This is a genomic window from Clostridium malenominatum, from assembly GCF_039521365.1.
GTDB classification, from domain to species: Bacteria; Bacillota; Clostridia; order Clostridiales; family Clostridiaceae; genus Clostridium_AW; species Clostridium_AW malenominatum.
In genome coordinates, this window is record NZ_BAAACF010000001.1 from 1931632 (window position 1) to 1951374 (window position 19743).

Sequence of the window (19743 nt, forward strand, 5' to 3'; positions counted from 1 at the left end):
ATTTTAATGAGTAAAAAAATTTTAAATTTTAACACACTTCAAGTTCATGCAGGACAAAGTCCTGATCCAACTACAGGTTCAAGGGCAGTTCCAATATATCAGACATCCTCTTATGTATTTGAGAATGCCGACCACGCAGCAGATTTATTTGCATTAAGAGCAACAGGCAATATCTATACCAGAATAGGCAATCCTACCACTGATGTATTTGAACAAAGGATGGCGGCTTTAGAAGGTGGCGTTGGGGCACTTGCTACTTCTTCAGGTGCTTCAGCTATTACTTATTCTATATTAAATATAGCAAACTCAGGAGATGAAATTATCTCCGCTGCTACAATTTATGGAGGAACCTATAGTCTGTTTAAATCAGCACTACCTAAACTGGGAATTCACACTCGTTTTGTTAATCCTGACGATCCTGAAAACTTTAGAATAGCTATAAACGAAAAAACAAAGGCCATATTTATTGAAACTATAGGTAACCCTGGCATAAACTTAGTAGATATTTCAGCAATAGCTAGTATCGCTCATGAAAATGGCATACCACTAATTGTAGACAATACCTTTGGCTCTCCTTATCTAATTAAACCTTTTGAATTTGGCGCTGATATAGTAGTTCACTCAGCTACAAAATTCATAGGTGGTCATGGAACTTCCATAGGGGGAGTTATCGTAGACTCTGGTAACTTCAACTGGTCTGAATCTGGAAAATTCTCTGACTTTACAACTCCAGATCCAGGTTACAATAATATAGTTTATTCAAGAGATTTAGGAAAACTAGCATATATAGTAAAGGCTAGAGTTCAACTCTTAAGAGATACTGGAGCATGCATAAGTCCCTTTAATTCCTTCTTACTGCTACAGGGACTTGAAACTCTTTCATTAAGGGTAGAAAGACATGTTGAAAACACAAGAAAAATAGTGAAGTTTTTATCACAGCATCCTAATGTAGCTTGGGTAAATTATCCAGAACTTGAGGATAATAAATACAATGCTTTAGCTAAAAAATATTTTCCAAAGGGAGTAGGCTCTATTTTCACCTTCGGCATAAAGGGTGGACTTGAAGCAGGTAAAAGATTTATAAATAATCTACAAATATTCTCTATGCTTGCTAACGTGGCAGACGCTAAGTCCTTAGTTATTCACCCGGCTAGCACCACTCATTCACAGCTTTCTGAAGAAGCTTTACTAGCTGCAGGTGTAACTCCAGATATGATTAGGGTTTCCATTGGAATTGAAGATGTAGAAGATCTAATTTGGGATTTAAACGAAGCCCTAAAATAATTAAATCATCAAGGAGGTGATGAAATTTGCCTATTAAAATTCCTAACAATTTACCCTCTAGTGAAATATTAAATAATGAAAATATTTTTGTTATGGATGAAAAAAGGGCCTATCATCAAGATATACGCCCTCTTAAAATAGCTATACTAAATTTAATGCCAACTAAAATTGTTACTGAAACTCAGCTATTAAGGCTTTTAGGTAATACTCCACTACAAGTGGATATTACCCTCTTTCACCCTCAAAGTCATACATCTAAAAATACTCCCCAAGAGCATCTTCTATCCTTTTACAATACCTTTGATGAGATAAAAGAGAAAAGGTTTGACGGGCTTATAATAACAGGGGCTCCTGTAGAACATTTGGATTTTGAAGATGTAGACTATTGGGATGAATTAAAATTCATAATGAATTGGAGTATAACAAATGTAACTTCCACTTTCCATATCTGTTGGGGGGCTCAGGCTGGACTTTACCACCATTATAATATTCCTAAGCATACCCTCGACGAAAAAGCTTTTGGAGTATTTTCTCATAATGTAAATTATAAAAATGAAAAGCTCTTAAGAGGCTTCGACGATGAATTTTTTGCCCCTCATTCTAGACATACCTGTGTAAGTAAAAAAGATATAGAAAAGATTGATAGTCTTAAAATTCTTACCGAATACCATGAATGCGGTGTTCATATAGTGATGTCAATAGATGGAAAGCAAATATTTGTTATGGGTCATTCCGAATATGATCCTCTCACATTAAAATCAGAATATGATAGGGATATTTCTAATGGAGTTGCTATTTCTGTACCTAAAAATTATTATCCTGATGACAATCCTATAAAATACCCTATTGTACGATGGAGAAGCCATGCTAACCTTTTGTTTTCAAATTGGTTAAATTATTACGTTTATCAAGAAACCCCTTATATGCTTGATTAAAATTAGTGAATACAAAACAGGAGAAAAAATCATCCTTAATCCTTTATGACTTTTCTCCTGTTCTCCTATATTTATAATTCTTTTAACCAGTAATCTCAGCTATATTCTGCATTTCCATAAGCTGTACCTTATTGTCCCCCGCCATCATAATAATATCCCCTGCTTCAATTATAGTTGCACCGCGTGGGGTTATTAACTTACCCTCTCTTCTAATCATTACTATCAATATATCCATAGGTATATCCAGGTCCATTATAGCCTTTCCTACCATTTCACTGTGCCCAGGGATTTTTACTTCCAAAAGCTCTGCGTGAATTTCTCCTGAATAATCAGTAAAGGTTTTTAGCACTGTTTCTTCTTCCGCCACTAAATCAAGTTTTTTAGCTATAGGAATAAAAAGCGTTCCTTGAACCAAAACCGACACCAGCGCTATAAAAAATACAATATTAAATATTTCATCTGCGACTCCAAGACCTGCTGTTAATGGGTATGTGGCAAAAACAATGGCAGCAGCACCACGAAATCCTACCCAGGCAACAAGCAACTGTTCCTTAATAGGCTTTTTGAACAAAGTCAAGACAATGAATATAGCCACTGGACGGGCGATAAAGATAATAAAAAGTGCAATTACCATTCCCTTCATGGATACACTAGGTAATCTGGATGGAAAGGATAGTAATCCTAAGGTGAAGAATAAAAGAATTTGCATAAGCCAAGACAATCCATCAAAATAACGAACTAAGCTTATTTTATGAACAAGTCTACTGTTCCCCAAAATGAGCCCTGTAATATAAACAGCTAAGAATCCATTCCCTGAAAGTAGTCCAGCACCAGCATATGATAACAATGCCGTACTAATAACGATGATGGAATAAAGTCCATCAATATCAAGATTAATATTATTTATAAGCCATACTGAAAGTTTACCTACAATAGCACCAACTAGCACTCCTATTGCAATTTGAGTTAGCAAAAGCACTACTATACTTTGACCTTTACCTAATATTAATCCAAGAAAAACAGTGGTTAACATATAGGCTATTGGGTCATTTGATCCACTCTCCATCTCAAGCATGGGAGCTAAACCATTTTTAAGGTTAAGTTGTTTTGAACGAAGGATAGAAAACACCGACGCTGCGTCCGTAGATGATACAATGGAGCCTAGTAACATTCCTTCAAGAAAAGTAAACCCAAATACAAAATGAACGAAAACTCCTATTAAAAAGGCTGTAAGAACTACTCCTAGGGTTGCAAGCGCACCGGCGGCCAAAGCAACTGGTTTTGCTGTTTTCCAGCTTGTACCGAATCCCCCTGAAAACATAATAAATATAAGCCCAATATTACATAAGCTTTCTGCAAGCTTTGGATCATTGAAATAAATACCTCCTGGTCCATCAGACCCCATAAGCATTCCCATAGCAAGAAATATCACAAGGGTTGGTATCCCATATTTGTATAAAACTTTACTGGAAACTGCGCATATAAGCAGAATAATTCCTGCGACAAATAATACAGCCATCTAACTCCTCCTTTTCATCTTAAATTTATCCATATTTTATTCTATCAGTTTATGAAGTTAAAGACTAGACTTTATTTCTTCTTAGTACTGCAAAAATAGACTTTATGTTATATAATTAATACAAAAACTAAAGGTGGGTCTAGATGAGAAATTTAAAAATGACAATAGAATATGATGGAACTAGATATAAAGGATGGCAAAAACAAATTAAAGATGTTTCAACCATACAAGATAAAATAGAGACTGTTTTATCTAAAATGACAGGAGAAGATATTCAGGTAATAGGTTGTGGAAGAACGGATTCCGGTGTGCACGCTGAAAATTACATAGCGAATTTTCATACTAACTCTAATCTTAGCGTAGAGGAAATGTTAAGTTATTTATATACATTTTTACCTGAAGATATACTGGTAAAATCCATGAAAGATACCAGCGAAAGATTTCATGCAAGGTATAATATAAAATCAAAAACCTATGTTTATAGAATAAATAACAATAAATTTAGAAGTGTATTTAACAAAAAATATTATTATCACATTACCGAAAAGCTTAATTTAAGTGCAATGAGAGAAGGAGCAGAATTTTTAATCGGAACTCATGATTTTCAAAGCTTTACCAGATTGAAATCTAATGATAAATCAACTATTCGAACTATCAATTATATAAATATTACAGAAAATCATGGTATGATAGAAATAGAAATTAACGGAAATGGTTTTTTATTAAACATGGTTAGAATCATTGCTGGAACTCTTCTAGAAGTAGGTAAAGAAAGCATTAAACCAATAGATGTAAAAAAAATATTAACTGAAAAGAAAAGAGCAGAGACTAAATTAATTCTTGACGCAAAAGGATTATGCTTAAGAGATGTTCAATATTAGCAGTTAAATTATGGTGTAGCAGAAGCATACTAAATTCTTAGATTTTGGTATGCTTCTATTTTGTTAACTATATACTATTCCGCAGCCTTAAAATTATATATTGGTGTTATTTTATGAACTATCTCTACGGTATCCCCAATGTTATTTATTATTTCCTCCATAGGCTTATAAGCTAATGGACACTCGTCTATAGTTTCTTTCTTCACTGACGTAGTAAAAATTCCCTCCATTGTTTTTTTAAATTGGTTCAATGTAAATGAATTCTTAGCTTGAGTTCTGCTCATAAGTCTACCCGCACCATGTGGAGCTGAAAAATTCCAATTTTCATTCCCCTTTCCTACACAAATGAGGCTGCCATCACGCATATTTATTGGTAGTAAAAGCTTCTCATTCCTTTTGGCCGAAACTGCACCTTTTCTTAATATCATAGTTTCAGTATCAATATAGTTATGAATAGTTGTAAATTCCTCTACTACATTAAGTTTCATTCCCTTAATTATTTCATGAATCATAGCCTTACGATTTAACTCCGCAAACCGTTGAACAATTTTCATATCATGAATGTAATCTCCAAAAAGCTCTCCTGATACATAGGCTAAATCTCTCATAGTATTATTAAGAGATTTATACGCTTCTTCTTGATATAGGCTTGCAACCTCATGCCCCAAATGTCGACTCCCTGAATGGATAACAATATATAGGTTTCCCTCACTATCTTTATTAACTTCAATAAAGTGGTTGCCTCCACCTAAAGTTCCAATGCTTTTTCTTGCCCTGGAAAGATTTACTTTATTTTTGCATTTAAGTTCATTTAAGTCAATATCATCATTAAACTTATGTTCCTTATCTCGTATTTTAAATCCACAGGGAATTTTTTCATAAATTAACTTATCCAGTTTCTGGAGTTCTATACGGCTATTTTCAATCTTTATTACCTCCATGCCGCATCCAATATCTACACCAACAAGATTCGGAACTATTTTATCCTCAATTGTCATTGTTGTTCCTATGGTACAACCCATGCCACTGTGTACATCTGGCATTATCCTTATTTTACTTCCTTTTGTGAACTCTTGATCACATAAAGTTTGAATCTGTTTTATTGCGCCCTCTTCAATATTTTTCGTATAAACAATTGCGCTATTATATTTACCCTTTATTTCAACCATTGTATATCTCCTATCTATGATTTTATTTCCACATCAAAAATATACCCTATAGCTCTAACTCCATGTTTATCTGCCCCTTTTAGACAAAATTTGATAGATTCATATTAGCATAAGAAAAATAATTAATCCATAGCAATTTCCATTGTGCTTATCTCCTCTATATGGTAAATTTAATTAGAAAAGTAAATCATAAATTTTCAAGTTGGAAGGAGACTTCAATTGGATAGAAGAACGATTTTAAGTATTATTAGAAAAGAATACAAGGGAGATATTGAAAAAAGTAGAAAATTTGAGCATATAAAAAGATTTTTTTCCATGATGGAAAAAGAAGAGTATACAATTGACGATGACACTTGGAACGACATGGATATGAATAGGGTCTATGAGAAACTAGACAGAACCTATAGCACACTAGGGGAGTGCGTTTTATACTTTATGCTAAGAAATCCTCTGAAAGATGAGGAAAAACTAAAAAATAGAGATATTTTAATTGAAACCTTTAAAAATGATTCGAAGTTAAGAGAGTCGCTTTCATCTATATTCTTTGAATTAAGTACTGACTCAAAAAATACCTTTTTAGATATGATAGAAAGTGAGCTTGTAGTAAATAAGTTCAAATATTATTTATATACCCTATTAGGCAAGATATTTCCTATAATAGCTATTATTTTAACTATACTTTCCCCTGAAAAGTATGTGATGATGGTACTTGGCTCTGCTTCCTTAAACATGTTTGTAAATCACTTAGAAAGAAACACCATAAAATCTCGTGGAATAATATATCTAAAAGACATTTTAAAGTCTGCTAAAAAAATATCCAATATAAAAAATACTAATATTAAGGATTATACAGATACCATAACAACTAATCTTAAGCAGGTTAAAAATATTGATAGAAGCACATTATTAATAGGACTTGTTAATATGTGGGCAGGTTTTTTTGAACCTATATCAGTATTGTTCCTTATAGAAGAGTGTGCTTATTATAGAATATCAGGGGTTTTAAAAGAAAAAAAGGAATATTTAATAAACCTCTTTCATACTCTAGGAGAATTAGAAGCAATAATGTCTATCTCTGGTTATCAAAATAATCTAAAACATCCTTATACTAAGCCAATATTTACAAAAGAAGTTTCATTAACCATTACAGAAGGAGTTCATCCCCTTTTAGATAATCCTGTTGCAAATTCTATTTCTATTAAAAATAAAGGTATAGTACTTACTGGTACAAATATGTCTGGAAAGTCAACATTTTTGAGAATGATAGGCATAAACATACTTTTATCCCAAACCTTTTATTTTGCATTAGCTAAGGATTATAAAGCTTCATTTTTTAATATAGTATCATCAATTAGTCCTAATGACGATTTATCAAAAGGGAAAAGCTACTATATGGCTGAGGCTGAAGGAATACTTAGAATAGTTAATGCTCTAAAAAAACAGCTACCTGTATTTTGTCCAATAGATGAAATATTTAGAGGCACAAACCCTATTGAGAGAATAGCTATGTCAGCAGAAATATTGTCCTACTTAAATAATGGAAGAACTATTCCAATTGTAGCTACCCATGATAGAGAGCTAGTTGATATTTTAAAGAATATTTATGAATTCTATTATTTCAGCGAAGATGTTGATAATAAAAATGGGTTAAGTTTTGATTATAAGCTTAAAGTTGGAGTTTCTCAAACAAGAAATGCAATAAGACTTTTAGAATATATAGGCTATCCAAAAGAGGTAACTGAAAAGGCATATAAGCGAGCTGAAACCATTGAGGGCTTCGTTTAGTTTATTTTTAGCTAGCACCAATTTTACAGGGTGCTAGCTTTTTAAGTTTTATATTTTTTTACCTAAATGAGGCATTTACTGCTTTTAATAAGGTACGAACATCATACATATGAGGAGTAACTGGACAAATCTTTTTATCAAGCCCTAGCAAGGTATATACAGCAATTCTTGCCGCACGGATAGAGTACTCTTCAGTAAATACCATATCCTCTGGAATTTCAACAAATTGACTAATCATTGCAAGGTTTGTTGACCCTTCAGGTACTACCTTAGGACGATCACTCATAGCACGTGGCTGAAACTGAGCATCAATATATGGCATCATACATGGTATGACATTAACTACACTATCCATTATTTCATCAATTTCATCCTCAAAATGTAGGTGGCTCAATAGCTCAACAAGCATCTCTTCCCCAGTACAATCTCTCATAACTTTCTTTACATAATTACCTTCTTTGTCTGTATACAAACCATATCCCCAGAAAATTGTAGTATCTTCTGGCTGATTTTTAAAGTGGGGTTGTGCAGCAACTACTATAGACATAAGCCAGTTTGAATCTTTAAAGGTCATCAAAGCACCACTGCCAGGTTTATTACGAGAATATTTTTCAATCATTTTAAGCAATTTATCACCTTTGCAAGTAACAGTAAAGGATTCCCAATTGGTTTCTTCAGCATTTCCGAAGAATGGTTTTGGGTTTCCAAGGCCTTCTTTTTTAGCGGCAATTTTTGCCCAAAGATTACCAGACATAGGATTTTCAGCTATCATCTTAGCAGGAGTATTAAAATCCCCTAAGGAAGCGTTATCGGTCATACACCCGTTAGTTACAATACACAAGTCTCCATGGTTAAGCTTAAGAATGCCTTCTTTTCCGTCATGTTCATAACAGATTGTTTTAACTGTGATGTTATCACCTTCTTCAAATTCTAAATCTGTTACAGTGTATTTTAAGCTAAAATCAACACCAAAATCATCCAAATAAGTCTTTATAGGCAATATAATAGAATCATACTGGTTATATGGCGTTCTGGTTACACCTTCAAGAGTTTGAATTCTTGAAAATTCAAATATCATACGATTCATATAACGTTTTAATTCAAATAGACTAGACCATTTTTGGAAAGCAAAGGTTGTCTGCCACATATACCAGAAGTTTGTCTCAAAAAAGTGAGGGGTTCCTGCAAACCAATCACATATACGTAAGTTATCTAATTTTTCTTCAGGGGTAAGCATTAATTTTACTAGTGCCATACGGTCAGCATTATCAAACCCCATAGACAAAACGTCTATTACTTCGCCATCTTTATTAATAAGCCTTGCATTCGCATGGGTTGGATGATCATGATCGAAAGCTAAAATTTCATCACATACAGACATTCCCTCTTTTTCTAAAGATGGTATAGAAGAAAGTAGTTCCCATGTGTTTTCGTAAGTTTCTTCGTTTAGCATTCTTCCACCACGGCAGATAAATCCATTTGTTGCATTTCCTGCGCCATCATTACTTCCACCGAGAATATGCATTCCCTCTAATATATGAATATTTTCTCCTGGAAAATCACAATCTCTAACTAAGTAAACAGCTCCTGCAAGTGATGCTAACCCACCACCCACAAAATACACTTGTTTATTTTCGTATTCTTTTTTCATATTGGTCGCCTCCATGATTTTTTAAATTTTAGGAAATTAGCTTATTCTATCTCCCTACAACGTAAATAATAATACTTTTATCATGGTATATATATAATCAAAAAATAGCGCCTGTACAATTTTCATACACTTTGCTTCAAATGTATAAAAAAACAAGTCATAACAAACAAAGAGTTTATTATGACTTGTTTTCATATCTTTCTAGAGCCTTTACAAAGTTTCCTTCAACTAATTCGCTAAGCTTTTCAATTATTAACTTTGGGTTTTCCTTCATTCCTTCTTTTATCCATTGAATAACTAAGCCAGTAAATGCATGAGTATAAAAATTTGCAATAAATTTTTTATCTTCTTCCTTAACCTTCATATTGCAGGAAACTTCATTAACTACCCCCATAAGTAATTCATTAGTAACCGAATAAAGATACATGTCTAAATGGTTTCTTCCTAGGGAATTTAAAGTATTAAAACAAAATTCTTTATTATCTTCTATATACAGAAATATTTTATAAAATCCGTCTGTCCAGGTATTATAACTAGTATATTGAGCTATGCTTTCAACGGCTTCTGTTTTATAAATCCACTCAACTAAATCAAAAATATCTTGAAAATGATAGTAAAAGGTTTGCCTATTTAAGCCACAGTTGTCAACAATATGCTTTACAGATATCTTATTTAATGGAGTATACTTCATTAGTTCTTTCAATGAACTAGCAAGAGCTTTTTTTGTTATTAATGAACTAGACATTTTCCCTATTTACTCTCTACAAATTGAATTTTTAATCCGTTTGGATCTAAAACAAAGAAAAATCTTGTATTGGGATTAGGCTGAAATGGGCCACTATGAATCTTTATACCTTTTTCTTCAACAAGCGTCATCATTTTATCTAGAGATTTTACTTCAAATCCTAAGGAAATATCTATTCCCATATTAACATCTTTAATTTCTTCATCATATATTAGTTCAATTTTTGTCTCTCCATCTCCTAAAAACACTATTTCCATTCCTGGCCTAGCTTGAAATCTTTGGCAAATTGGAAGTCCTATTACCTCATGATAAAACTTTAAAGATTCTTCCATGTTCTTGACATTTAACGTACTCCAACAAAATTTCATAATATCTTCTCCTCATTATTTACTTAAATATATTTTATTAATTGTTATTTAGCTTCTTGTTATAATTTTACCCTAAGTATACTAGTTATTCCATAGACTTATTACTAAAATCTGTAGGTAATGAGTCATGGCTATTTATATTTATTACTACTATTTTAAAGTACGCTTTAAAAATTCCCTCGTACGTTCTCTCCTTGGATTATTGAAAATTTGCTCTGGACTTCCCTCTTCTTCAATAACTCCTTTATCCATAAATATTACGCGGTCTGATACGTCTTTTGCAAATTCCATTTCGTGAGTTACTATTAACATTGTAAGACCAGTTTCCGCAAGCTCCTTCATAACCTTAAGAACTTCTCCTACCATCTCAGGATCTAGGGCTGATGTTGGTTCATCAAACAACATAACATCCGGTTCCATAGAAAGAGCTCTAGCAATAGCTACACGTTGTTTTTGTCCCCCTGATAATTGTTTTGGTTTTGCGTTAACATACTGTTCCATGCCAACAACTTTCAAGTATTTCATAGCTGTTTTTTCCGCTTCTTCCTTGGAACGCTTTAACACCTTCATTTGCCCTATGGTGCAATTGCTTAAAACATTGTGATTATTAAATAAATTAAACTGTTGAAACACCATGCCAAGCTTTGTACGATAAGCGTAAATATCGTGCTTATCATCTAAAATATTTTCTCCATTATATATAATTTCTCCACCACTTGGTTTCTCTAAAAGGTTAACACAACGAAGAAGGGTTGATTTACCTGATCCAGATGAGCCAATGATACAAACTACTTCCCCTTTATTTACTGAGAAATCAACGTCTCTTAGAACTTCGTGAGTTCCAAAGGATTTACTTAAATGTTTAATATCAATTACTTTTTCCATACTATCCCTCCTTTGTCTAATTTCTAATCATATCTTCAGCTCTTGCTACTTGCATTTGATTGCCCATCATAATGTAATTATCAGGACCATCTAGTTTTCTTTCAATAAAACGTAAAACTCTCGTTACTGTAAAGGTCATTACAAAGTACAATACACATGCAACAAAGAAGGATTCAAAATACTTAAAGTTATTTCCTGAAACTGATTTTGTTTGGAAATATAACTCTGTCACACCAATTACGTTAAGAACTGAAGTATCTTTAATATTTATAACAAACTCATTTCCCGTTGCTGGTAAAATATTTCTAATCACTTGTGGCAATACTACGTTTATCATAGTTTGAATGTGATTCATACCTATTGCATGAGCTGCTTCAAACTGCCCTTTATCTATAGAAACAATACCTCCACGAACTATTTCTGACATATAAGCACCTGTATTAATTGATACAATAAATATTGCTGCAGTTAATCGATTCATATCTATACCAAAAGCTTGGGCAGATCCATAATAGATTACCATAGCTTGAACAATCATAGGTGTTCCACGGAATATTTCTATATAAACAGATAAAATAGCGTTTATAACTTTTAAAACAATTCTTTTAGCTCCTCGTTCTGGAATTGGAATAGTACGTATAACCCCTACTAATAGACCTATGATAGAACCTATAATAGTGCCGGTCATAGAAATTAATAGTGTAACGCCAGCTCCACGAATGAACATTGGCCAGTTCTCTTTCATAATATCTATTATCAACTGAAAGCTCATAATTATCCTCCTTTAAAAATATCTTGAAACCAAATGCTATAAATACACCTGGTTTCAAATAATTAATTATTTTGCTGCTGGTTGATTTTTAATAGCAGCATCCATTATTTTTGTACGTTCTTCTTCTGATATACCTTTTAATATTTCATTGATTTTCTTAGTTAATTCGCTACCCTTTGCAACACCTACAGCAATTGCAGTGTCATCATCTAAAGTAGTAAAGCCTTCTTTAAATTCCACCATTTTAAAGTTTGAGTTAGCAGCTTCTGCACTAACACCCTCTGGACGTTCTGATACGTATCCATGAATCATTCCTGATTCTAGAGCAACTCTCATTGCTGGGAAGTTGTCCATTGCGGGCTGTTTAGCTACACCATTGATTTGATCTATTACTGAATAGTGGAATGTATTTAATTGAGCAGTTATCTTTGCTCCTTTGAAATCTTGTATTGAAGTTGCACCGTCATATTTTCCACCTTTTTTAACAACCATAACTAAATTTGATTTATAGTAATTCTCTGAGAAGTCAATTGACTCTTTACGTTTTGCTGTTGGTGACATACCAGCGATAATTGCATCTATTTTTCCTGAAGTCAACGCTGGCACAAGACCATCCCATTCTGTTTTAACAACAACTAACTTTTTCCCTAAACCATCTGCAATCTTTTTAGCAATCTCTACATCGTATCCACCTGCATATTCTGCATTACCATCAATTTTAACTCCACCATTAGAATCATTCATTTGAGTCCAATTAAATGGTGCATATCCACATTCAAGACCAACTTTAAATGTATCTGATTCTACCTTAGCTTGCTCCTTTGAACTTTTAGATCCACACCCTGTAAAAAGCATAATTGCTGATAAAGACGCCGCTATTAATACTGATAATTTTTTTCTCATAACTATTTTCTCCTCCTGTTATATTAATTTTAGTTTTTTAGAAAACGCAAAAAGACCTGAGATGAACTCAGGTCAAAAAAGCTTACACTTTTCCCTAATTCCTCTTCTTTTCCCAAAATGAGATAGCACAACTCAATAAACCGGGAAGTTTATTGAGACAGTCCTGCAGTTCTTAGCTGCAGACCCAGCAAGTAATACTGAGAATATTACTAACTTCGGCGACATTTCCTTCTCCTTAGCATCAATGCCTCTCAAGCTCCTCTAAAGACTGTTAAATACCGCGCCTCTACCTCACCTGTAAAAGTGAGGCCTTATTAAATTGTATTTTAATATATTCTACAACAACATATTATATTTGTCAACCTATATCCATAATTTATTCAACATTAAATTATCTAACAAGGATTGGCCCAACAAAGGCCCAAAGCATAACCCAAATCCATAGTGCCGCAGCACCAACCCAAGCTGCTTTTAGAACTGCTTTCATATTGCTGCAACGTGCGATACCCAATTGACCTGCAAGATTCGCTGTCGGATATAAAGAACCTGTAATTCTTGTTGCAGCTAAAATTGCAGTAGCCCAAACTTCCATTGGTAAATTAACTGAGCTAACTAAGTCTATGAACATTTTGTGCACTATAGTAATTTCAGCAACAGCAGCTGCTTCTATGCCGAATCCACCAACCAGAGATGCAATTATTAAAACCCCTGCTTTTCCACCCCCAGAAACTAAGCCTGTTAAAAGATTACCTAAGGCATCAAAGCCTCCACCAATATTAATCATACTAAACATTACTTCGAAGAAAATAAACACCAAAAACATATTTGTCATTTTTGATGCACCTTCAACAAAGGTGTCAATTGCAGAGTCAATCCCCAGTCTACTGCTAATAGTAAGAACTGCGGATAAGATCAACATTACAATGATAGCATAGCTTGTGCCCTGCTTTGTGATGACACCAAAGCCAACTAAGAGAGCAAATGCTATTAAAAACAATATTGTTGTGCGTTTTTGTTCAGTAGCAATAACCATTTTATTAATATCAATCATATCATCAGTTATCTCATATACTTCAACACCTTTTAGTTTCTTTTGAATTTTAGTTACTGCAAAAACTGTAGCCCCAATCCATACTATGCTAAATGGAATAACGGCCCATAACATTAATTTACCATAAGAAAGTCCTGTAACTCCCATAGTGGCAATAGTAACACCTGTCAGTGGCCCCATGATTAAACCAACCTCACCTGCAACCTTAAGTAGAGTACATACAGCACTTGGTGTTAATCCTACAGCTGCCACAACAGGAATGATAACAGGAGCAATTATTGCATTACCACCAGCCAATGTTCCAAGTAATCCACATATGACAATAGAGCTAATTATAACTGCTGCCATACCTTTTTTCTCAGTATTTACTCCAATTCCTTTTACAATCCAGTATACAAGGGTTTGACTTACTTTTGTCTTATTCATTAAGTAGCCAAGTCCACTTCCGAACATGATTATAATGCCTATTATTGCCAAAAACGATCCTAATGAGGTTGCAAAAATTCCAGCTAGGCTTTTAAGTCCTTGTCCAGTTAAAACCGCAGCTACAATTACACCTACTATTAAACCTGCTAAGTTAGATTTATTTCTAAAAACCATTATTAAGTACACTAGTAGCGGAATTAGTGCTAATAGTGATGGTGTTGATATCAATGCATATTTTCCTAGTTCCATATTATTTCCCCCAATTTTAATTATTTTTTAATAGTATTTTCCCTATTTTATTTGAGGTTTTTGTACCATGAAGAATTGCAGGTACGCCAGCTATAAAAACATGATTAATTCCTAGAGGTTTTACAGGAGAATGTAAAAATGTAGACATATCTTTTATTTCATTAAAATCAAATACAGTTATATCTGCTACATTTCCAACCTTTAGTACTCCTCTATCTGCTAGTCTAATAATCTGAGCAGGAAGTCCTGTAATTTTATATATAGCATCTTCCAATGACATTAACTTGTTTTCACGAACCATCTGTAAAAACCTTGGGAATGTACCAAAGCTTCTTGGGTGTGGATTATAGTCCAAATCATAACTAAAGTTGTACCCATCACTTCCTATGGATATATACATTTCCTTCATAATATTAAGAACATCATCCAAACTTAGTGAATAATATATTGCAGATATTTCACCTCTACACTTAATTAAAACTTCTACTACCGTCTCTTCTGGTGATAAATTATACATCTTTGAGATTTCTTCAATATTTTTACCATCTATTTCAGGTATATGACCATGTGTAGATGATACCCCTACACATCTTGCTCCACCACGTCTATCAATTTCAGTTGCAATATCCATAAGCAGCCTAAAGTCTTTTGTTTTTAATCTTTCTATCATCTTTGAATTGCCACCATCATGGGCCCAACCAGGTACAAGAGCAGATAGTCCAGTGGATGTAGCTTCATAGGGATATTGATCACAAGTAATATTACATCCCCTTTGACGAGCAGCTTCGATATTATCAAGAAGCTTTTTTGAATTACCCCATTGCGGCTTTCCTATAAGTTTCAGGTGTGAAATATGTAGATGAACACCTGATAATTCTGTCACTTTAATCATTTCATCAATAGCTTCAAAGACTAAATTGCTTTCATTTCTTAAATGTACAGTTAATATCCCATTATTCTTTTTAATTACTTTTGAAAGTTCTACAAACTCATGTAATTTACCATAACTACTTGGCGGATAAATTAAGCCTAGAGACATACCAAATGCTCCATTTTGTAATTCTTGGTGAAGAATATTCTTCATTTTATCCAGCTCTTCATATGTGGGTTCCCTATCATCAAAACCTACCACACAAGCTCTTAGTGTGCCATGGCCAATCAAAATTCCAGCATTAATTGATAATGCGTGCTTATTAGCAATTTCTAAATAATCTCTCATGTTATCCATTTTAAAAGATGGATCTTCAAGAGGTATCTCAATTGTTCTTGAAAAAAATTCTCTTATTTCTGCTCTATTAGATTCATTTGAAGGAATTAGAGATATACCACAGTTTCCTCCAATTTCTAGTGTAACTCCTTGATTCAACATGCTTTCTGTTTCCTTGGAATTAAGAGGACATGCATCTGAGTGGGTATGAAGATCAATAAACCCTGGGGAGATTACTTTTCCCTCACAATTGATTATCTCATTTCCTATAACACTTGAATCCTTAGTAATGTCTACAATCCTACCATCTTTAATACAAAGGTTGGCCTTATAGGGAAGGTTCCTTCTCCCGTCTACTACTAGTCCATTTTTTAGAACAAAATCATACAAACTAACACCTCCAAATATTATTTTATTAAATACCACAGCGCGCTTACTTGTCGGCTATACTAATATTATGAAATTATTTTACATTTTATTACGTTTAATTCATATCAATGAAAAGTGGCAAAACAAAAAAGCCAATCAAAATAAAATAATTGCTTATTATCCTGATTGACTTTTATACTTTGTTTATTAACATTTAGTTTACTCTTTTATCTCTTTAAATAATTCATATGCTTTTGCTTTAGATTCTTCAAGAACCTCTTCCCCCAACTGAGTAATTGAATAATATTTTCTTATCTTTCCATCTACATTTCTATCTTCAACTTTCAATACACCATTTTTCTCAAGATTATGAAGTATAGGATATAGTGTTCCTGCACTTATTTCATATCCGTGCTCCCTAAGCTCTTCTATCATCCAAGCTCCATAAAAAGGCTCCTTTTTAGCATGATGTAATATATGAATATGAATAAATCCTAAAAATAATTTTCTCATGATTTGCTCTTGCATTTAAACTCCTCCTATGATATTCTTTACTTATAATTTCAATATCGCTTTTCGATATCGACTATCTATATCAATTTCCGCTATCTATTCTATTATTTTATCAATCCGATAAAATACAGTCAAGGAGGGTATTTATATGAAAGAGATAATTAGTTACTTTTTAAAAATTGGTTTATTAGGCTTTGGAGGTCCCATGGCTCATATTGCACTAATGGATTCAGAACTTGTTGAAAAAAGAAAATGGTCAACAAAAGATGAGTTTTTGGATGGTCTTGCAGTATGTAACCTACTGCCAGGTCCCGCTTCAACTCAATTAGGTATATATATGGGATATATGCGAGGTGGAATTCTTGGAGGAATTTTAGCAGGTATTTCTTTCATTTTTCCTGCGTTTATAATTATAACAGTATTAAGTTATATCTACTTTAAATTTGGTGAGATTCCTAGTATAGCTGGCGTACTCTATGGAATTAATGCAGTAGTTATTGCTTTAATATCTTCTTCTCTATTAAATATGTATAAGAAAACAATTGCTATTAAATCACAGTTCATTATCTTTTTAGCAACAACAACGGCTATAACCCTTTTTAAAGTAAATATGATTGTTGCAATGATACTGGCTGGTATATGTGGAATATTTTTATATTCAGATTCCTTTAAAAATAAAAATCATAGAAATCTGCATTCTATTGCTTTTCCATTAGTTTTTACCCCTTTACTTTCAAAAATGTTTATATTTTTTATAAAAGTTGGATTATTTATCTATGGTGGCGGTTTAGTGATTATACCTTTTATAGAAAATGAAGTAGTAACTAAATTAGGATGGCTAACTCAAGCAGAATTTTTGGCTGGCATAGCTTTAGGCCAAGTAACTCCTGGTCCAGTAGTAATAACTGCTGCATTTATCGGTTACAAAGTTTCTGGATTCATTGGAGCATTATTATCAACTGTTGCAATCTTTTTGCCTTCATTTATATTTATTTTAATTGCAGCACCATACCTAAAAAAATTAAAGGATATTCCATGGGTTAAAGCTGCACTAAAAGGAGTAAATGCTGGCGTTATAGGATCAATTTTATCCTCCATTATACTTCTTATTCCCGCAGCCATAGTTGATATACCAACCTTATTATTTGCAGTAATAGGTTTTATTTCAATAATAAAATACAAACTTAATGTTTTCTGGTGTGTTGGAATATCTGGTTTATTAGGTTTAATATTAACATTAATATAAGTGGGAACTTGGTATATATTACAATATTCCAAATAGCATAAAACCAATGGTGTTAATAGCAAAATTAGCACACATGTGTACCATCCAAGAGGTATAAATGTTATCACTTTTTTCATTAAGCCAATTAAATAGTAGCCCAGCTACTAATAAACTTGTAATCAATAATATAAATAGTATTGGTGTAAACCAGCTTGTCATCATAGCAATATGGTAAACAGAAAAAGCTGTAGCGCTAAAAAAATAAGCAAATTTTCTGCTGGTAACTTTTTTTAGAGTTAAAAACGCAAATCCCCTAAAGAAAAATTCTTCCAATAATGAGTTGATAAAGGAGATATAAAGAGATACAAAGACAAAATTACCTTTATTAACTCCAATATTATTTTCCAACTCTACAGTAACCTTTGAAAAATCAAAATAAGGACTCATGATAAAGTATGAGGCAATAATAAACAAGTATACCGCTATTCCTAATAATATTGGAAAAACCATTCCCCTTTTGCTGAACACAAAAAGATTGCGAAAAGATACACCTTTATCCATGAAAGAGTATACAATAGGTAAAACTAAAAATAAAAGAAGTTTAATAAAAGATTTAACAGCATAGCTAGGGGAAAGTATAGCATCTACCCATGCCATAATAATACACCCTAATATAATAAAAAACATAATAGAATAAATACTTTTCTTATTTATTATTTCTAAAGCTTTACCACTTTCCAAATCCCTATCCCCCTATGTTTACATAACTTTATATCATATGTATTCATTATAGCATATTCTTACTGTTTTAATAATAAATACACAAAGTGTTAGGGACTTAAAATATAAAATAGTTTTCACATACAATAAAAAACCCTTGAAAATTCAAGGGTTGGTCTCTATCGTCGTCCCACAAAAGTTAAGGCTATCATTCCTGCTCCAGTATGGGTTCCAATGATGGGGCTAATGTTACATATTATAACTTTTGACGCTAATTCTTGTTCTAAAATGAGTTGTTGCAAATATACGGCATCCTCTTCACAATTGGCATGTCCCACCATAATAGTTTGACTTTCTATATTCTCACCATCTTCTTTTAGCTTTTGCAATAAATAGTTAAAGCTTTTTCTCTTTCCTCTCATTTTAGTTACATTAACTAATTTTCCTTCTCTATTTACACTTAGTATAGGTTTCAAGTTTAAAATGGTCCCTACTGAAGCTTGTGCTGCATTAATTCTGCCCCCACGCTTTAAATGCTCCAAGTCATCAACGGCAAACCAATGACATACTTCAAAACGCTTATTTTCTATCCACTGCTTTAGTTTATCTATAGAAAATCCCTCTTGCCTTTTTAAAGCTGCTAAATATACTAGTAGCCCTTCACCAATTGAAGCACATAAAGAATCTACAGCCAAAATTTTATTGTCCGGAAACTCTTCTTTTAAATCATTTATTACTAATCTAGCGGCATTATAGGTACCACTTAAACCAGATGAAAATGAAATATATAAGATGTCTTTTCCTTCATTTAAAATATCAGTAAAAGCAGATTTATATGTATTATAATTAATCTGTGTCGTTGAAGACATCCTACCCATTTTTAAATGACTATAGAAATCACAAAAACTCATCTCTCTTCCATCAGGATAATGACTATAAACCTGATTTTCAATAATAAACTCCATAGGCAAAACAATTATATCTAAACTTTTAATGATATCCACTGGTAAATCAGATGTTGCATCTGTAATGATTATATAATCCTGCACTATAATTCCCTCCTAAGAATATAGCCAAATTATAACA

The 19743-nt window shown here is 32.9% G+C and carries 18 protein-coding genes and 1 riboswitch; of the genes, 5 read left to right on the plus strand and 13 right to left on the minus strand.

Annotated features, from left to right (window positions below):
- The first annotated feature begins 6 nt into the window (after positions 1 to 6).
- Positions 7 to 1284: an O-acetylhomoserine aminocarboxypropyltransferase/cysteine synthase family protein gene (locus ABDZ69_RS09810; protein WP_343769187.1), complete on the plus strand. Its 1278-nt coding sequence runs from the start codon at positions 7 to 9 to the stop codon at positions 1282 to 1284.
- Between the two features lie 26 nt (positions 1285 to 1310).
- The gene (metA, locus tag ABDZ69_RS09815) at positions 1311 to 2219 is read left to right on the plus strand and encodes a homoserine O-acetyltransferase MetA (RefSeq protein ID WP_343769189.1); all 909 of its coding nucleotides are present in this window, start codon (positions 1311 to 1313) and stop codon (positions 2217 to 2219) included.
- 82 nt (positions 2220 to 2301) lie between these two features.
- On the opposite strand, the gene ABDZ69_RS09820 is transcribed toward metA, so the two are convergent.
- Positions 2302 to 3738 (minus strand): potassium/proton antiporter, encoded by a 1437-nt coding sequence (locus ABDZ69_RS09820; RefSeq protein WP_343769191.1) that lies wholly within the window; start codon positions 3736 to 3738, stop codon positions 2302 to 2304.
- A gap of 143 nt (positions 3739 to 3881) precedes the next feature.
- Here ABDZ69_RS09820 and truA point away from each other — a divergent pair, with 143 nt between their 5' ends.
- Positions 3882 to 4619 carry a tRNA pseudouridine(38-40) synthase TruA gene (gene truA / locus ABDZ69_RS09825; protein ID WP_343769192.1) on the plus strand — a complete coding sequence of 246 codons (738 nt, stop codon included), beginning with the start codon at positions 3882 to 3884 and terminating at the stop codon, positions 4617 to 4619.
- A 74-nt stretch (positions 4620 to 4693) separates the two neighbouring features.
- Here the strand turns inward: truA and ABDZ69_RS09830 are convergent, their stop codons facing one another.
- Positions 4694 to 5788 (minus strand): RtcB family protein, encoded by a 1095-nt coding sequence (locus ABDZ69_RS09830; RefSeq protein ID WP_343769194.1) that lies wholly within the window; start codon positions 5786 to 5788, stop codon positions 4694 to 4696.
- Between the two features lie 219 nt (positions 5789 to 6007).
- Between ABDZ69_RS09830 and ABDZ69_RS09835 the strand changes: the two genes are divergently transcribed.
- Positions 6008 to 7573, plus strand: coding sequence for a MutS-related protein (locus ABDZ69_RS09835; protein ID WP_343769196.1), 1566 nt, complete (start codon positions 6008 to 6010; stop codon positions 7571 to 7573).
- Between the two features lie 58 nt (positions 7574 to 7631).
- Here ABDZ69_RS09835 and ABDZ69_RS09840 read toward each other — a convergent pair whose 3' ends face one another.
- The 9 genes from ABDZ69_RS09840 to ABDZ69_RS09880 all read right to left on the minus strand — a co-directional run bounded on the left by ABDZ69_RS09840 (position 7632) and on the right by ABDZ69_RS09880 (position 16727).
- Positions 7632 to 9224, minus strand: a complete 1593-nt coding sequence (locus ABDZ69_RS09840; protein ID WP_343769198.1) for an oleate hydratase — start codon at positions 9222 to 9224, stop codon at positions 7632 to 7634.
- Between the two features lie 178 nt (positions 9225 to 9402).
- Complete coding sequence (dhaS, locus tag ABDZ69_RS09845) at positions 9403 to 9969, minus strand: dihydroxyacetone kinase transcriptional activator DhaS (protein ID WP_343769200.1); 567 nt, start codon at positions 9967 to 9969, stop codon at positions 9403 to 9405.
- 5 nt (positions 9970 to 9974) lie between these two features.
- Complete coding sequence (locus ABDZ69_RS09850) at positions 9975 to 10337, minus strand: VOC family protein (protein WP_343769201.1); 363 nt, start codon at positions 10335 to 10337, stop codon at positions 9975 to 9977.
- A gap of 150 nt (positions 10338 to 10487) precedes the next feature.
- The gene (locus tag ABDZ69_RS09855) at positions 10488 to 11222 is read right to left on the minus strand and encodes an amino acid ABC transporter ATP-binding protein (protein WP_343769203.1); all 735 of its coding nucleotides are present in this window, start codon (positions 11220 to 11222) and stop codon (positions 10488 to 10490) included.
- A 16-nt stretch (positions 11223 to 11238) separates the two neighbouring features.
- The gene (locus ABDZ69_RS09860; RefSeq protein ID WP_343769205.1) at positions 11239 to 11994 is read right to left on the minus strand and encodes an amino acid ABC transporter permease; all 756 of its coding nucleotides are present in this window, start codon (positions 11992 to 11994) and stop codon (positions 11239 to 11241) included.
- A gap of 66 nt (positions 11995 to 12060) precedes the next feature.
- On the minus strand, positions 12061 to 12897 hold the full coding sequence (locus ABDZ69_RS09865) for a transporter substrate-binding domain-containing protein (protein WP_343769207.1): 837 nt from the start codon (positions 12895 to 12897) through the stop codon (positions 12061 to 12063).
- Positions 12898 to 13012: 115 nt separating this feature from the next.
- A riboswitch (Lysine riboswitch) is annotated at positions 13013 to 13194 on the minus strand.
- Positions 13195 to 13288: 94 nt separating this feature from the next.
- Positions 13289 to 14623, minus strand: a complete 1335-nt coding sequence (locus ABDZ69_RS09870) for a TRAP transporter large permease subunit (protein ID WP_343769209.1) — start codon at positions 14621 to 14623, stop codon at positions 13289 to 13291.
- Positions 14624 to 14639: 16 nt separating this feature from the next.
- Complete coding sequence (locus tag ABDZ69_RS09875; protein WP_343769211.1) at positions 14640 to 16220, minus strand: N-acyl-D-amino-acid deacylase family protein; 1581 nt, start codon at positions 16218 to 16220, stop codon at positions 14640 to 14642.
- A 198-nt stretch (positions 16221 to 16418) separates the two neighbouring features.
- Entirely contained in the window at positions 16419 to 16727 is a 309-nt protein-coding gene (locus ABDZ69_RS09880; protein WP_343769213.1) for a PadR family transcriptional regulator, read from the minus strand.
- A 133-nt stretch (positions 16728 to 16860) separates the two neighbouring features.
- Here ABDZ69_RS09880 and chrA point away from each other — a divergent pair, with 133 nt between their 5' ends.
- Positions 16861 to 17958, plus strand: coding sequence for a chromate efflux transporter (gene chrA / locus ABDZ69_RS09885; RefSeq protein ID WP_343769215.1), 1098 nt, complete (start codon positions 16861 to 16863; stop codon positions 17956 to 17958).
- An 18-nt stretch (positions 17959 to 17976) separates the two neighbouring features.
- On the opposite strand, the gene ABDZ69_RS09890 is transcribed toward chrA, so the two are convergent.
- Together ABDZ69_RS09890 and ABDZ69_RS09895 are read right to left on the minus strand one after the other, a co-directional pair.
- Positions 17977 to 18678, minus strand: coding sequence for a CPBP family intramembrane glutamic endopeptidase (locus ABDZ69_RS09890; protein WP_343769217.1), 702 nt, complete (start codon positions 18676 to 18678; stop codon positions 17977 to 17979).
- 158 nt (positions 18679 to 18836) lie between these two features.
- A complete protein-coding gene (locus tag ABDZ69_RS09895; protein ID WP_343769219.1) occupies positions 18837 to 19706 on the minus strand; it encodes a DegV family protein in 870 nt (289 codons plus the stop codon).
- Positions 19707 to 19743: the final 37 nt, after the last annotated feature.